This is a genomic window from Escherichia sp. WS568 (assembly GCF_046486085.1).
GTDB lineage: Bacteria > Pseudomonadota > Gammaproteobacteria > Enterobacterales > Enterobacteriaceae > Escherichia > Escherichia coli.
Genome location: NZ_JBJQMC010000002.1, coordinates 346,427 through 361,150 on the forward strand (window position 1 = coordinate 346,427; position 14,724 = coordinate 361,150).

12 protein-coding genes, 1 tRNA gene, 3 rRNA genes and 1 pseudogene are annotated in these 14,724 nt (G+C 49.2%); 12 read left to right on the top strand and 5 right to left on the bottom strand.

What is annotated here, in order from left to right; translation table 11 throughout:
* Positions 1 to 4: 4 nt before the first annotated feature.
* The 5 genes from prmA (at position 5) to ACJHWR_RS04090 (ending at position 3,735) form a co-directional block, all read left to right on the top strand.
* A complete protein-coding gene (prmA, locus tag ACJHWR_RS04070; protein WP_001145820.1) occupies positions 5 to 886 on the top strand; it encodes a 50S ribosomal protein L11 methyltransferase in 882 nt (293 codons plus the stop codon).
* A 328-nt stretch (positions 887 to 1,214) separates the two neighbouring features.
* Positions 1,215 to 2,180, top strand: coding sequence for a tRNA dihydrouridine synthase DusB (dusB, locus tag ACJHWR_RS04075; RefSeq protein ID WP_001219652.1), 966 nt, complete (start codon positions 1,215 to 1,217; stop codon positions 2,178 to 2,180).
* A 25-nt stretch (positions 2,181 to 2,205) separates the two neighbouring features.
* On the top strand, positions 2,206 to 2,502 hold the full coding sequence (fis, locus tag ACJHWR_RS04080) for a DNA-binding transcriptional regulator Fis (RefSeq protein ID WP_000462905.1): 297 nt from the start codon (positions 2,206 to 2,208) through the stop codon (positions 2,500 to 2,502).
* 85 nt (positions 2,503 to 2,587) lie between these two features.
* On the top strand, positions 2,588 to 3,472 hold the full coding sequence (gene yhdJ / locus ACJHWR_RS04085; protein ID WP_001258938.1) for an adenine-specific DNA-methyltransferase: 885 nt from the start codon (positions 2,588 to 2,590) through the stop codon (positions 3,470 to 3,472).
* An 83-nt stretch (positions 3,473 to 3,555) separates the two neighbouring features.
* Complete coding sequence (locus ACJHWR_RS04090) at positions 3,556 to 3,735, top strand: DUF2556 family protein (RefSeq protein ID WP_001295275.1); 180 nt, start codon at positions 3,556 to 3,558, stop codon at positions 3,733 to 3,735.
* Between the two features lie 2 nt (positions 3,736 to 3,737).
* On the opposite strand, the gene acrS is transcribed toward ACJHWR_RS04090, so the two are convergent.
* Positions 3,738 to 4,400 carry a multidrug efflux transporter transcriptional repressor AcrS gene (acrS, locus tag ACJHWR_RS04095; RefSeq protein WP_001129513.1) on the bottom strand — a complete coding sequence of 221 codons (663 nt, stop codon included), beginning with the start codon at positions 4,398 to 4,400 and terminating at the stop codon, positions 3,738 to 3,740.
* 398 nt (positions 4,401 to 4,798) lie between these two features.
* Here acrS and acrE point away from each other — a divergent pair, with 398 nt between their 5' ends.
* The 7 genes and pseudogenes from acrE (at position 4,799) to ACJHWR_RS04130 (ending at position 14,123) form a co-directional block, all read left to right on the top strand.
* Positions 4,799 to 5,956, top strand: coding sequence for a multidrug efflux RND transporter periplasmic adaptor subunit AcrE (acrE, locus tag ACJHWR_RS04100; RefSeq protein ID WP_000160363.1), 1,158 nt, complete (start codon positions 4,799 to 4,801; stop codon positions 5,954 to 5,956).
* A gap of 11 nt (positions 5,957 to 5,967) precedes the next feature.
* A pseudogene (gene acrF, locus ACJHWR_RS04105) lies at positions 5,968 to 9,065 on the top strand (multidrug efflux RND transporter permease subunit AcrF).
* A gap of 252 nt (positions 9,066 to 9,317) precedes the next feature.
* Positions 9,318 to 9,539, top strand: a complete 222-nt coding sequence (locus ACJHWR_RS04110) for a membrane protein (protein ID WP_000825639.1) — start codon at positions 9,318 to 9,320, stop codon at positions 9,537 to 9,539.
* Positions 9,540 to 9,969: 430 nt separating this feature from the next.
* Entirely contained in the window at positions 9,970 to 10,995 is a 1,026-nt protein-coding gene (locus ACJHWR_RS04115; protein WP_000738568.1) for an amino acid ABC transporter substrate-binding protein, read from the top strand.
* 67 nt (positions 10,996 to 11,062) lie between these two features.
* On the top strand, positions 11,063 to 12,244 hold the full coding sequence (locus tag ACJHWR_RS04120; RefSeq protein WP_000019674.1) for an amino acid ABC transporter permease: 1,182 nt from the start codon (positions 11,063 to 11,065) through the stop codon (positions 12,242 to 12,244).
* 9 nt (positions 12,245 to 12,253) lie between these two features.
* Entirely contained in the window at positions 12,254 to 13,357 is a 1,104-nt protein-coding gene (locus ACJHWR_RS04125; RefSeq protein ID WP_012312000.1) for an amino acid ABC transporter permease, read from the top strand.
* A gap of 7 nt (positions 13,358 to 13,364) precedes the next feature.
* Complete coding sequence (locus tag ACJHWR_RS04130; RefSeq protein WP_000078330.1) at positions 13,365 to 14,123, top strand: amino acid ABC transporter ATP-binding protein; 759 nt, start codon at positions 13,365 to 13,367, stop codon at positions 14,121 to 14,123.
* 63 nt (positions 14,124 to 14,186) lie between these two features.
* On the opposite strand, the gene rrf (ACJHWR_RS04135) is transcribed toward ACJHWR_RS04130, so the two are convergent.
* From rrf (ACJHWR_RS04135) to ACJHWR_RS04150, 4 genes are all read right to left on the bottom strand, one after another.
* Positions 14,187 to 14,302 (bottom strand): 5S ribosomal RNA (rrf, locus tag ACJHWR_RS04135).
* A gap of 39 nt (positions 14,303 to 14,341) precedes the next feature.
* Positions 14,342 to 14,417, bottom strand: a tRNA-Thr gene (locus ACJHWR_RS04140).
* Positions 14,418 to 14,431: 14 nt separating this feature from the next.
* Positions 14,432 to 14,547 (bottom strand): 5S ribosomal RNA (gene rrf, locus ACJHWR_RS04145).
* A gap of 96 nt (positions 14,548 to 14,643) precedes the next feature.
* Positions 14,644 to 14,724 (bottom strand): 23S ribosomal RNA (locus tag ACJHWR_RS04150); the annotation flags it as partial.

Consider the following 14,724-nt stretch of genomic DNA (forward strand, 5'->3'; position numbering starts at 1 on the left):
TGCCATGCCTTGGATCCAACTGAAACTGAACACCACCGGCGCGAACGCGGAAGATCTTAGCGATGCGCTGATGGAAGCGGGTGCCGTTTCTATCACTTTTCAGGATACCCACGATACGCCTGTGTTTGAGCCGCTGCCGGGCGAAACGCGCCTGTGGGGCGACACCGATGTGATTGGTCTGTTCGACGCTGAAACCGATATGAACGACGTGGTGGCGATTCTGGAAAACCATCCGCTGCTCGGCGCAGGCTTCGCGCATAAAATCGAACAACTGGAAGATAAAGACTGGGAGCGCGAATGGATGGATAATTTCCACCCGATGCGCTTTGGTGAACGACTATGGATCTGCCCAAGCTGGCGTGATGTGCCGGACGAAAACGCCGTCAACGTGATGTTAGACCCAGGTCTGGCGTTTGGTACAGGGACTCATCCAACTACCTCTCTGTGCCTGCAATGGCTCGACAGCCTCGATTTAACCGGTAAAACGGTCATCGACTTTGGCTGTGGTTCCGGCATTCTGGCTATCGCGGCGCTGAAACTGGGTGCAGCAAAAGCCATTGGTATTGATATTGATCCGCAGGCGATTCAGGCCAGCCGCGACAACGCCGAACGTAATGGCGTTTCTGACCGTCTGGAACTCTACTTACCGAAAGATCAGCCAGAAGCGATGAAAGCCGACGTGGTGGTCGCTAACATCCTCGCAGGCCCGTTACGTGAACTGGCACCGTTAATCAGCGTCCTGCCGGTTTCAGGTGGCTTGCTGGGCCTTTCCGGTATTCTGGCAAGCCAGGCAGAGAGCGTTTGTGAAGCTTATGCCGACAGCTTCGCTCTGGACCCGGTCGTGGAAAAAGAAGAGTGGTGCCGCATTACCGGTCGTAAGAATTAACCTTCGCATCGCCGTATGGTGACGCAAGGCGAAGTGCGAGCAAGGTCACAAAAGGCACGTTAATTTGCCGATTATTTACGCAAATTTGCGTGCCAAAATTTTCATTCATAAAGAAAAATTGAGAACTTACTCAAATTTCTTTGAGTATAAATTTTAGTCAACATTTTCTAATATGATGATTTTTATGAGTAATTATCGCGCCACGCTCATTTTAAATGCAATTCTTTGATCCATCTCAGAGGATTGGTCAAAGTTTGGCCTTTCATCTCGTGCAAAAAATGCGTAATATACGCCGCCTTGCAGTCACAGTATGGTCATTTCTTAACTCATGCGCATCGGACAATATCAGCTCAGAAATCGCCTGATCGCAGCGCCCATGGCTGGCATTACAGACAGACCTTTTCGGACGTTGTGCTACGAGATGGGAGCCGGATTGACAGTATCCGAGATGATGTCTTCTAACCCACAGGTTTGGGAAAGCGACAAATCTCGTTTACGGATGGTGCACATTGATGAACCCGGTATTCGCACCGTGCAAATTGCTGGTAGCGATCCGAAAGAAATGGCAGATGCAGCACGTATTAACGTGGAAAGCGGTGCCCAGATTATTGATATCAATATGGGTTGCCCGGCTAAAAAAGTGAATCGCAAGCTCGCAGGTTCAGCCCTTTTGCAGTACCCGGATGTCGTTAAATCGATCCTTACCGAGGTCGTCAATGCAGTGGACGTTCCTGTTACCCTGAAGATTCGCACCGGCTGGGCGCCGGAACACCGTAACTGCGAAGAGATTGCCCAACTGGCTGAAGACTGTGGCATTCAGGCTCTGACCATTCATGGCCGTACACGCGCCTGTTTGTTCAATGGAGAAGCTGAGTACGACAGTATTCGGGCAGTTAAGCAGAAAGTTTCCATTCCGGTTATCGCGAATGGCGACATTACTGACCCGCTTAAAGCCAGAGCTGTGCTCGACTATACAGGGGCCGATGCCCTGATGATAGGCCGCGCAGCTCAGGGAAGACCCTGGATCTTTCGGGAAATCCAGCATTATCTGGACACTGGGGAGTTGCTGCCCCCGCTGCCTTTGGCAGAGGTTAAGCGCTTGCTTTGCGCGCACGTTCGGGAACTGCATGACTTTTATGGTCCGGCAAAAGGGTACCGAATTGCACGTAAACACGTTTCCTGGTATCTCCAGGAACACGCTCCAAATGACCAGTTTCGGCGCACATTCAACGCCATTGAGGATGCCAGCGAACAGCTGGAGGCGTTGGAGGCATACTTCGAAAATTTTGCGTAAACAGAAATAAAGAGCTGACAGAACTATGTTCGAACAACGCGTAAATTCTGACGTACTGACCGTTTCTACCGTTAACTCTCAGGATCAGGTAACCCAAAAACCCCTGCGTGACTCGGTTAAACAGGCACTGAAGAACTATTTTGCTCAACTGAACGGTCAGGATGTGAATGACCTCTATGAGCTGGTACTGGCTGAAGTAGAACAGCCCCTGTTGGACATGGTGATGCAATACACCCGTGGTAACCAGACCCGTGCTGCGCTGATGATGGGCATCAACCGTGGTACGCTGCGTAAAAAATTGAAAAAATACGGCATGAACTAATTCAGGTTAGCTAAATGCTTGATTAAAAAGGCGCTACTCGGCATGGGGAAGCGCCTTTTTTATAGGTGTCACAAAGGGAGTGACCATGAGAACAGGATGTGAACCGACCCGATTTGGTAATGAAGCAAAGACCATCATCCAGGGTGATGCATTAACCGAACTTAAAAAGATCCCCGCCGATAGTGTAGATCTGATCTTTGCCGACCCACCGTATAACATCGGTAAAAATTTTGATGGTCTGATCGAAGCCTGGAAAGAAGATCTGTTTATCGACTGGCTGTTTGAAGTGATTGCAGAGTGCCACCGCGTTCTGAAAAAGCAGGGCAGCATGTACATCATGAACAGCACGGAAAACATGCCCTTTATCGATCTCCAGTGCCGCAAGCTTTTTACCATCAAAAGTCGCATCGTCTGGTCATATGACAGTTCTGGAGTGCAGGCGAAAAAACACTACGGCTCCATGTACGAACCCATCCTGATGATGGTGAAAGACGCAAAGAACTACACGTTCAACGGTGATGCTATTCTGGTAGAAGCCAAAACCGGATCGCAGCGCGCGTTGATCGATTATCGCAAAAATCCTCCACAGCCTTACAATCATCAAAAAGTACCGGGTAACGTCTGGGATTTTCCGCGCGTGCGTTATTTGATGGATGAATATGAGAATCACCCGACGCAAAAACCGGAAGCCTTACTGAAACGCATTATTCTCGCCTCTTCCAACCCAGGCGATATCGTTCTCGACCCGTTTGCCGGTAGCTTTACTACCGGTGCCGTAGCCGCCGCCAGCGGGCGAAAATTCATTGGTATTGAGATCAACAGCGAGTACATCAAAATGGGGCTTCGACGGCTGGATGTCGCGTCGCATTACTCTGCGGAAGAACTGGCGAAAGTGAAAAAAAGAAAGACCGGCAACCTGTCAAAACGAAGCAGGTTAAGCGAAGTTGACCCCGATCTCATTGCAAAGTAAAGGAAGTGTAAGCCTGGTTTTCAGATTATTCATTTCGTGTATATTTCCTGCCAGACTTGGTTAAACATGCACAGGCTCAGGTAATGATTCGCAAGTATTGGTGGCTCGTCGTTTTCGCTGTCTTCGTTTTTCTGTTTGATACTTTACTGATGCAGTGGATTGAACTGCTGGCAACAGAAACAGACAAATGCCGCAATATGAACTCAGTTAATCCACTAAAACTGGTTAACTGTGACGAACTGAATTTTCAGGACAGAATGTGAATTTATATGACACTTAATTCATTCGTTTGATGAATTAATTTCGTTATGTTTTCATCTGGCATGAACATTCTTAATACGTTATCGACCAGTGCGGGTGCTTGTTTATAAAGATCATAACCCGCCATATTCATTAACCAGTTTTGAACAATTCCGCTGAAGGCACCATCAATAATAATCATCACAACATCTAAATCGAGATTATTTGCTATACAACCTTGTTGCTGACATGCCTGCAATACTTCGTGGAGAGTCTGCGGATTAAAGCCCATCTTATCGCGTATCACTCCCTCTGCCAGCATCTCATCATTAAATTCACATTTGTGATATAAGATTTTCAGCAACGCCTGCTGGCGGGGAATTTTGGCAATATATTGCAAGCCGACAATCAATTTTTCACGCAATTGTTGAAACGGGTCATGCTCTAACCCAGCCGTCAAGTGTTCCTGGATTAACTCCCGCAATGAAGGCTGTTGCAACCACATCTCATTAAACAGTTGGGTCTTGTTCTCGAAGTGCCAGTAGATAGCGCCACGCGTAACGTTAGCGGCATCGGCAATGTCGTTGAGCGTCGTCTTGCTTACGCCATGTTGCGCAAACTGGGCGATGGCAGTTTCAATCAGTTCTTGCCGGGTCTTCAGAGCTTCGGCTTTGGTTCTTTTTGCCATGATTAATTATTCAGGAAATAAATATATTCGACACAGAGTGAGAAAATAGCGAAGGTTAATCTATCACCTAATGTGTATTTATACGAGAGGCTAATATTGAGTTGCTATAAATCGTTAAATAAATAATATATATTATTTACCTAAGATACATTCACTACATCAATATATATTTCAATTTACGAGGATTTGATTCTACCTCTTTCAACCCGCGTCAAAATAAAACAGTAGAATATTAATCTTTTTTTGTGTTTATGTGCCTTGAGACGCCAGTATTCATAACTATTCCTTACATCGACGAATGATAATTTGTAGGATAGCGAACTGTATTTTTCTTTCTGCGAGTTAACGCGTTGCCTTTTTGGGTAAATAACGCGCTTTTGGTTTTTTGAGGAATAGTAATGACGAAACATGCCAGGTTTTTCCTCCTGCCCTCCTTTATTCTGATCTCCGCGGCTTTAATCGCCGGTTGTAACGATAAGGGAGAAGAGAAAGCTCACGTCGGTGAACCGCAGGTTACCGTTCATATTGTGAAAACGGCCCCGTTAGAAGTTAAGACTGAATTACCAGGCCGCACCAATGCTTACCGTATAGCCGAAGTTCGCCCACAGGTTAGCGGGATCGTACTGAGTCGCAATTTCACTGAAGGCAGCGATGTGCAAGCAGGCCAGTCTCTGTACCAGATCGATCCCGCGACCTATCAGGCAAGTTATGACAGCGCGAAAGGCGAACTGGCGAAAAGTGAAGCCGCCGCCGCCATCGCGCATTTGACGGTAAAACGTTACGTTCCGCTCGTGGGTACGAAATACATCAGTCAGCAGGAGTACGACCAGGCCATTGCTGATGCTCGCCAGGCCGATGCCGCCGTGATTGCCGCAAAAGCCACAGTCGAAAGCGCTCGCATCAATCTCGCTTATACCAAAGTGACTGCGCCAATTAGCGGACGTATCGGCAAATCGACCGTGACCGAAGGCGCTCTTGTCACTAATGGGCAAACGACTGAACTGGCGACTGTCCAGCAGCTCGATCCTATCTACGTTGATGTGACCCAATCCAGCAACGATTTTATGAGGCTGAAGCAATCCGTAGAGCAAGGAAATTTGCATAAGGAAAACGCCACCAGCAACGTAGAGTTGGTCATGGAAAACGGTCAAACCTATCCCCTGAAAGGTACGCTGCAATTCTCCGATGTTACCGTTGATGAAAGCACCGGCTCCATAACCCTACGTGCCGTCTTCCCTAACCCGCAACATACGCTTTTACCTGGTATGTTTGTGCGCGCACGGATTGATGAAGGCGTCCAATCTGATGCCATTCTTATCCCGCAACAAGGCGTTAGCCGCACACCGCGTGGTGATGCAACCGTGCTGATTGTTAACGATAAAAGTCAGGTTGAAGCGCGCCCTGTCGTTGCCAGCCAGGCGATTGGCGATAAATGGTTGATTAGCGAAGGGCTGAAATCTGGCGATCAAGTCATTGTCAGCGGCCTGCAAAAAGCGCGTCCGGGAGAGCAGGTTAAAGCCACTACCGATACCCCCGCAGATTCTGCATCGAAGTAAGGCAATCTGACATGGCAAACTTTTTTATTCGACGACCGATATTTGCATGGGTGCTGGCCATTATTCTGATGATGGCGGGTGTACTGGCGATCCTACAATTGCCCGTCGCCCAATACCCAACCATTGCGCCGCCTGCAGTTTCTGTTTCGGCAAACTATCCGGGCGCTGATGCGCAGACCGTGCAGGATACGGTGACGCAGGTTATCGAACAGAATATGAATGGTATCGATAACCTGATGTATATGTCCTCCACCAGCGATTCTGCCGGTAGCGTGACAATTACCCTTACCTTCCAGTCCGGGACCGATCCAGATATCGCGCAAGTGCAGGTGCAGAACAAACTCCAGCTCGCCACGCCGTTGCTGCCGCAGGAGGTACAGCAGCAGGGGATCAGTGTTGAAAAGTCCAGTAGCAGCTATTTGATGGTGGCGGGCTTTGTCTCTGATAACCCAGGCACCACACAGGACGATATCTCGGACTATGTGGCCTCTAACGTTAAAGATACGCTTAGCCGTCTGAATGGCGTCGGTGACGTACAACTTTTCGGCGCACAGTATGCGATGCGTATCTGGTTGGACGCCGACCTGCTAAACAAATACAAACTGACGCCGGTTGATGTGATTAACCAGTTGAAGGTACAGAACGATCAGATCGCTGCCGGACAGTTGGGCGGAACGCCAGCGTTACCAGGGCAACAGTTGAACGCCTCGATTATTGCTCAGACGCGGTTAAAAAATCCGGAAGAATTCGGCAAAGTGACCTTGCGCGTAAACAGTGACGGCTCGGTGGTACGCCTGAAAGATGTCGCACGGGTTGAACTTGGCGGTGAAAACTATAACGTTATCGCTCGCATCAACGGTAAACCGGCGGCGGGCCTGGGTATTAAGCTGGCAACCGGCGCGAATGCTCTCGATACCGCGAAAGCCATTAAGGCAAAACTGGCGGAATTACAGCCATTCTTCCCGCAGGGAATGAAGGTTCTCTACCCTTATGACACCACACCATTCGTCCAGCTTTCTATTCACGAAGTGGTAAAAACGCTGTTCGAAGCCATTATGCTGGTGTTCCTGGTGATGTATCTGTTCTTGCAGAATATGCGAGCAACGCTGATCCCCACCATTGCGGTACCCGTGGTGTTGTTAGGGACGTTTGCCATCCTCGCCGCTTTTGGTTACTCCATCAACACACTAACGATGTTCGGGATGGTGCTTGCCATCGGGCTGCTCGTCGATGATGCGATAGTGGTGGTGGAGAACGTCGAGCGCGTGATGATGGAGGATAAGCTCCCGCCAAAAGAAGCGACGGAAAAATCGATGTCGCAAATTCAGGGCGCACTGGTGGGTATCGCGATGGTGCTGTCAGCGGTATTTATTCCAATGGCATTCTTCGGCGGTTCTACTGGGGCAATTTACCGCCAGTTCTCTATCACCATCGTTTCGGCAATGGCGCTTTCTGTTCTGGTGGCATTGATTCTTACCCCAGCGTTATGTGCAACACTGCTCAAACCCGTCTCTGCTGAGCATCACGAAAATAAGGGCGGTTTCTTCGGCTGGTTTAATACCACCTTCGATCATAGCGTTAACCACTACACCAACAGCGTCGGCAAAATCCTCGGTTCCACAGGACGATATTTACTGATCTATGCACTAATTGTTGCTGGAATGGTGGTGTTGTTTTTACGTCTTCCTTCTTACCTGAAGAGGATCAGGGAGTCTTTCTGACTATGATTCAGTTACCCGCTGGCGCGACGCAAGAGCGGACGCAAAAAGTGTTGGATCAAGTGACGGATTACTATCTGAAGAACGAGAAAGCGAACGTAGAAAGTGTCTTTACGGTTAACGGCTTTAGCTTCAGCGGCCAGGCACAAAACGCCGGTATGGCCTTCGTCAGTCTGAAACCGTGGGAAGAGCGTAGTGGTGACGAAAACAGTGCGGAAGCGGTAATCCATCGTGCCAAAATGGAATTGGGCAAGATCCGCGACGGTTTTGTCATTCCATTCAATATGCCAGCCATTGTTGAACTGGGCACGGCAACGGGTTTCGACTTTGAGTTAATTGATCAGGCTGGGCTGGGTCACGATGCCCTGACCCAGGCCCGTAACCAGTTGCTTGGCATGGCGGCGCAACATCCTGCCAGCTTAGTCAGCGTGCGTCCTAATGGTCTGGAAGACACCGCGCAGTTTAAACTGGAAGTTGACCAGGAAAAGGCGCAGGCATTAGGTGTTTCACTTTCTGACATCAATCAGACCATTTCAACGGCGTTGGGTGGGACTTACGTTAACGACTTCATTGACCGTGGTCGCGTGAAAAAGGTGTATGTTCAGGCGGATGCCAAATTCCGTATGCTGCCAGAAGATGTCGATAAACTTTATGTCCGCAGCGCCAACGGCGAAATGGTGCCATTCTCTGCCTTTACCACTGCACATTGGGTGTATGGCTCTCCGCGACTGGAGCGCTACAACGGTCTGCCGTCAATGGAGATTCAGGGGGAAGCCGCGCCAGGAACCAGTTCCGGCGATGCCATGGCGTTGATGGAAAACCTTGCGTCAAAATTACCGGCGGGCATTGGTTATGACTGGACGGGTATGTCATATCAGGAACGTTTATCGGGAAACCAGGCTCCCGCTCTGGTAGCAATTTCCTTTGTGGTTGTTTTCCTGTGCCTTGCTGCACTCTATGAAAGCTGGTCAATTCCTGTCTCGGTTATGTTGGTCGTGCCGTTAGGGATTGTCGGCGTGCTACTGGCGGCAACACTCTTTAATCAAAAAAATGACGTCTACTTTATGGTGGGCTTGCTGACGACAATTGGCTTGTCGGCCAAAAACGCTATTTTGATTGTTGAGTTCGCTAAAGATCTCATGGAAAAAGAGGGTAAAGGTGTTGTTGAAGCGACACTAATGGCAGTACGTATGCGTCTGCGTCCTATCCTGATGACCTCTCTCGCCTTTATTCTCGGCGTATTACCGCTAGCTATCAGTAACGGTGCCGGCAGTGGCGCGCAGAACGCAGTGGGTATCGGGGTAATGGGCGGGATGGTTTCTGCAACGTTGCTGGCAATCTTCTTCGTGCCGGTGTTCTTTGTGGTGATCCGCCGTTGCTTTAAAGGATAAATCAGAAACATAAAGGCACTTTCGGGTGCCTTTATTATTTTCAGTGAAACCCATAAAAATTAATAAGATATTCTTCTTCTCACTCTTTAAAAACTTTCTATAGTTCCCGCTCCCTTCACTATTTTTACAATTCACATAATTTGTCATTATTCATTCCGCAAGATTTATAACCTCCGGTGATAAAATGGCATTCAGCTCGTTAATAAGAGAGTTAACTTATTAAGCGTTAGCGTTTATTACTGAGGTAACACCATGAAAAGATTAATTCCTGTGGCATTGCTCACCGCATTGCTGGCGGGCTGTGCTCACGATTCGCCCTGCGTTCCGGTTTATGATGATCAGGGGCGACTGGTTCACACCAATACCTGTATGAAAGGCACGACTCAGGATAACTGGGAAACGGCTGGGGCTATTGCTGGCGGGGCAGCAGCTGTTGCTGGCCTGACGATGGGGATCATCGCTCTGTCGAAATAACTGAACAGAGCGCGGAGTACCGCGCTCTGTTTAACGATACAGTATCTCACCATAAGATAAAATATTGCTATATTCTGCTGGCTAATTCCCTGCTGATTTAGCATGTTATATCGCGTTATTTCGCTGCTTTCGAAATAACGCATCAATTTAATTTTCACACTTCCCACCAGAATTATACTCACGCTAACAATCATTATTCTGCTTAGTAAAAAACGCGTAAATATTTTGCGCCAAAATGTGGCGCATGTTTCATTTTCGCACCATTGCGGGGCGCTGTTTTTATTATTTCCTGTCTACACTCAGCTTATTGCGACGCGAAATCGTGCGCAAAAACTGGCACTACTTTTGCTTATAAGAGGATGGCCACAGACAGGTAAAAGACGTTTCCCAAATGTCCTATAACGATAATTTTCGCCTCACAGGAAGCATTATGAAAAAGATGATGATAGCCACACTGGCTGCCGCCAGCGTGCTGCTTGCCGTTGCAAATCAGGCGCATGCTGGCGCGACGCTTGATGCCGTACAGAAAAAAGGTTTTGTGCAATGCGGGATCAGTGATGGATTACCTGGGTTCTCTTATGCCGATGCTGACGGTAAATTTTCAGGTATTGATGTTGATATTTGTCGTGGTGTTGCCGCTGCTGTATTTGGTGACGACACGAAAGTGAAATATACCCCGCTCACTGCAAAAGAACGCTTCACCGCTTTACAGTCAGGGGAGGTGGATTTGCTCTCCCGTAATACGACCTGGACTTCATCTCGCGATGCCGGGATGGGAATGGCATTTACCGGCGTCACTTATTACGACGGCATTGGCTTCCTGACTCACGATAAAGCGGGACTAAAAAGCGCGAAAGAACTGGATGGCGCTACCGTCTGTATTCAGGCGGGTACTGATACCGAACTCAACGTTGCCGATTACTTTAAGGCAAACAATATGAAGTACACACCAGTGACTTTCGATCGCTCTGACGAATCAGCGAAGGCACTGGAATCTGGTCGCTGCGATACGCTGGCCTCGGATCAATCACAACTGTATGCCCTGCGCATCAAATTAAGCAACCCGGCTGAATGGATTGTCTTACCGGAAGTTATCTCCAAAGAACCGCTTGGGCCGGTAGTTCGCCGTGGCGATGATGAATGGTTCTCGATTGTACGCTGGACGCTTTTCGCCATGCTGAATGCTGAAGAGATGGGCATCAATTCCCAGAACGTCGATGAAAAAGCGGCTAATCCGGCAACGCCTGATATGGCACATCTGCTGGGTAAAGAAGGCGATTACGGCAAGGATCTGAAGCTGGATAATAAATGGGCTTACAACATCATCAAACAGGTGGGTAACTACTCGGAAATTTTTGAGCGTAACGTAGGTTCAGAAAGCCCGCTGAAAATTAAACGTGGGCAAAATAATCTCTGGAATAACGGCGGAATTCAGTACGCGCCGCCCGTGCGTTAAGTCGGTGTGAGGTAACGAGCGTCGCTACGGCGGCGCTCTCTTCAGCGTTATGCTTTCCGAGGTTTCTATGTCTCATCGCCGCTCAACCGTTAAAGGCTCACTCTCCTTTGCCAACCCTACGGTTCGCGCCTGGTTATTCCAGATCCTTGCCGTTGTTGCTGTTGTTGGCATTGTTGGTTGGCTATTTCACAACACTGTGACGAATCTCAGTAATCGTGGCATTACTTCAGGTTTTGCCTTTCTGGATCGCGGCGCTGGCTTCGGTATTGTCCAGCATTTGATCGATTACCAGCAGGGTGATACCTACGGACGCGTTTTCATTGTTGGCTTACTCAATACGCTACTGGTTTCTGCATTGTGTATTGTATTCGCTTCTGTTCTGGGCTTCTTTATCGGTCTGGCGCGACTTTCGGATAACTGGCTGCTACGAAAGCTTTCCACAATTTATATTGAGATCTTCCGTAATATTCCGCCGCTGCTGCAAATCTTCTTCTGGTACTTTGCCGTGCTGCGCAATTTGCCCGGACCACGCCAGGCAGTGAGTGCGTTTGATCTGGCCTTTTTGAGCAATCGTGGGCTTTATATTCCGTCGCCGCAGCTGGGAGACGGATTTATTGCGTTTATCCTGGCTGTTGTTATGGCTATAGTCCTTTCTGTTGGGCTATTCCGCTTTAATAAAACATACCAGATAAAAACCGGACAACTGCGCCGCACCTGGCCGATCGCCGCAGTGTTGATCATTGGTTTGCCTTTACTGGCGCAATGGCTTTTTGGCGCAGCACTACACTGGGATGTCCCAGCCCTTCGAGGCTTTAATTTCCGCGGCGGGATGGTTTTAATTCCTGAACTGGCAGCCTTAACGCTGGCGCTTTCGGTTTATACTTCTGCATTTATCGCCGAAATTATCCGCGCAGGGATCCAGGCAGTGCCTTATGGTCAACATGAAGCAGCTCGGTCACTGGGATTACCCAATCCGGTCACGCTACGCCAGGTCATTATTCCCCAGGCATTGCGGGTGATTATTCCACCGTTAACCAGCCAGTATCTCAACATCGTCAAGAACTCCTCTCTTGCCGCCGCTATTGGCTATCCCGATATGGTTTCGCTGTTTGCTGGCACCGTGCTGAACCAAACGGGGCAAGCCATCGAGACGATAGCCATGACCATGTCGGTCTATCTGATTATCAGCCTGACTATCTCGCTGCTGATGAATATCTATAACCGCCGCATCGCGATCGTTGAACGCTAAGGAGTCATGATGACAAAAGTATTGCTGTCTCATCCCCCGCGCCCGGCGAGCCATAACTCAAGCCGCGCGATGGTGTGGGTGCGAAAAAATCTGTTCTCCAGCTTGAGCAATAGCCTGCTGACTATTGGCTGCATATGGTTGATGTGGGAACTGATCCCACCGTTGCTGAACTGGGCATTTTTGCAAGCTAACTGGGTTGGCTCAACGCGTGCCGACTGCACAAAAGCCGGTGCCTGTTGGGTCTTCATCCACGAACGATTTGGTCAGTTTATGTATGGGCTTTACCCACACGACCAACGCTGGCGAATTAACCTGGCATTACTGATTGGGCTTGTATCGATCGCACCAATGTTCTGGAAAATACTCCCGTATCGCGGTCGCTATATTGCGGTATGGGCGGTGATTTACCCACTGATTGTCTGGTGGCTGATGTATGGCGGGTTTCTTGGTCTTGAGCGGGTTGAAACCCGGCAATGGGGCGGGCTGACGCTAACTTTAATTATTGCATCAGTTGGGATTGCGGGGGCGCTGCCGTGGGGGATCTTACTGGCGTTAGGTCGTCGCTCCCATATGCCGATTGTGCGTATCTTATCGGTCATTTTTATCGAGTTCTGGCGCGGTGTACCGCTGATTACCGTTCTGTTTATGTCTTCGGTCATGCTGCCGTTGTTTATGGCAGAAGGCACCAGTATCGACAAATTGATCCGCGCGCTGGTTGGCGTGATCCTGTTTCAGTCAGCATATGTTGCGGAAGTCGTGCGAGGCGGATTACAGGCGCTGCCTAAAGGGCAATATGAAGCGGCAGAGTCGCTGGCGTTGGGTTACTGGAAAACCCAGGGGCTGGTTATTCTGCCACAGGCGTTGAAGCTGGTGATTCCTGGGCTGGTAAATACCATCATCGCACTCTTCAAAGATACCAGCCTGGTGATCATCATCGGGTTGTTCGATCTTTTCAGTAGCGTTCAGCAGGCAACCGTTGATCCCGCCTGGTTGGGTATGTCGACGGAAGGGTATGTTTTCGCCGCACTGATCTACTGGATCTTCTGTTTCAGCATGTCGCGCTATAGCCAGCATCTGGAAAAACGTTTTAACACCGGGCGTACACCGCATTGAGGACACTATGAGCCAAATTTTACTGCAACCTGCTAACGCGATGATTACGCTGGAAAACGTCAATAAATGGTATGGGCAATTCCATGTTTTGAAAAATATAAATTTAACCGTGCAACCGGGAGAACGGATCGTTCTGTGTGGCCCTTCTGGTTCCGGTAAATCGACAACCATTCGTTGTATTAATCATCTGGAAGAACACCAACAGGGACAGATCGTGGTAGATGGCATCGAGCTTAACGAAGATATTCGCAATATTGAGCGCGTCAGGCAGGAAGTGGGAATGGTCTTTCAGCATTTCAATCTCTTCCCTCATCTGACCGTTCTACAGAACTGTACCCTGGCACCGATTTGGGTACGCAAGATGCCAAAGAAAGAGGCTGAAGCTCTGGCGATGCATTACCTTGAGCGGGTGAGAATTGCCGAACATGCGCATAAGTTTCCCGGACAGATTTCAGGTGGTCAGCAGCAACGCGTTGCCATAGCACGTTCACTTTGTATGAAACCAAAGATCATGCTGTTTGACGAACCTACGTCTGCGCTCGATCCGGAGATGGTGAAAGAAGTGCTGGATACAATGATTGGGCTGGCGCAGTCAGGTATGACAATGTTGTGCGTAACGCACGAGATGGGGTTTGCACGAACCGTCGCTGACCGGGTGATTTTTATGGATCGTGGGGAGATAGTGGAACAAGCTACACCTGATGAATTTTTTGCGCATCCTAAATCGGAGCGTACGAGGGCATTTTTATCGCAGGTTATCCATTAAGTTGTACATAGATTCGAAACGCAAAAAGGCCATCCTTTTGGATGGCCTTTCGCTTGATTTGATGTCTGGCAGTTCCCTACTCTCGCATGGGGAGACCCCACACTACCATCGGCGCTACGGCGTTTCACTTCTGAGTTCGGCATGGGGTCAGGTGGGACCACCGCGCTACTGCCGCCAGACAAATTCTTTTCTAATCTGCCGAACTTTAACCTAAAAAGTGGTGCTGATACCCAGAGTCGAACTGGGGACCTCACCCTTACCAAGGGTGCGCTCTACCAACTGAGCCATATCAGCACGCTAAATTTGATGCCTGGCAGTTCCCTACTCTCGCATGGGGAGACCCCACACTACCATCGGCGCTACGGCGTTTCACTTCTGAGTTCGGCATGGGGTCAGGTGGGACCACCGCGCTAAGGCCGCCAGGCAAATTCTGTTTATCAGACCGCTTCTGCGGTCTGATTTAATCTGTTATCAAGCTTACTTATCGATGTCTCTTCCGCCAAAACATCTTCGGCGTTGTAAGGTTAAGCCTCACGGTTCATTAGTACCGGTTAGCTCAACGCATCGCTGCGCTTACACACCCGGCCTATCAACGTCGTCG

Coding starts and splice junctions, on each gene's coding strand:
- prmA (WP_001145820.1), top strand. CDS start 5: ATGCCTTGGATCCAACTGAAACTGAACACCACCGGCGCGAACGCGGAA.
- dusB (WP_001219652.1), top strand. CDS start 1,215: ATGCGCATCGGACAATATCAGCTCAGAAATCGCCTGATCGCAGCGCCC.
- fis (WP_000462905.1), top strand. CDS start 2,206: ATGTTCGAACAACGCGTAAATTCTGACGTACTGACCGTTTCTACCGTT.
- yhdJ (WP_001258938.1), top strand. CDS start 2,588: ATGAGAACAGGATGTGAACCGACCCGATTTGGTAATGAAGCAAAGACC.
- ACJHWR_RS04090 (WP_001295275.1), top strand. CDS start 3,556: ATGATTCGCAAGTATTGGTGGCTCGTCGTTTTCGCTGTCTTCGTTTTT.
- acrS (WP_001129513.1), bottom strand. CDS start 4,400: ATGGCAAAAAGAACCAAAGCCGAAGCTCTGAAGACCCGGCAAGAACTG.
- acrE (WP_000160363.1), top strand. CDS start 4,799: ATGACGAAACATGCCAGGTTTTTCCTCCTGCCCTCCTTTATTCTGATC.
- ACJHWR_RS04110 (WP_000825639.1), top strand. CDS start 9,318: ATGAAAAGATTAATTCCTGTGGCATTGCTCACCGCATTGCTGGCGGGC.
- ACJHWR_RS04115 (WP_000738568.1), top strand. CDS start 9,970: ATGAAAAAGATGATGATAGCCACACTGGCTGCCGCCAGCGTGCTGCTT.
- ACJHWR_RS04120 (WP_000019674.1), top strand. CDS start 11,063: ATGTCTCATCGCCGCTCAACCGTTAAAGGCTCACTCTCCTTTGCCAAC.
- ACJHWR_RS04125 (WP_012312000.1), top strand. CDS start 12,254: ATGACAAAAGTATTGCTGTCTCATCCCCCGCGCCCGGCGAGCCATAAC.
- ACJHWR_RS04130 (WP_000078330.1), top strand. CDS start 13,365: ATGAGCCAAATTTTACTGCAACCTGCTAACGCGATGATTACGCTGGAA.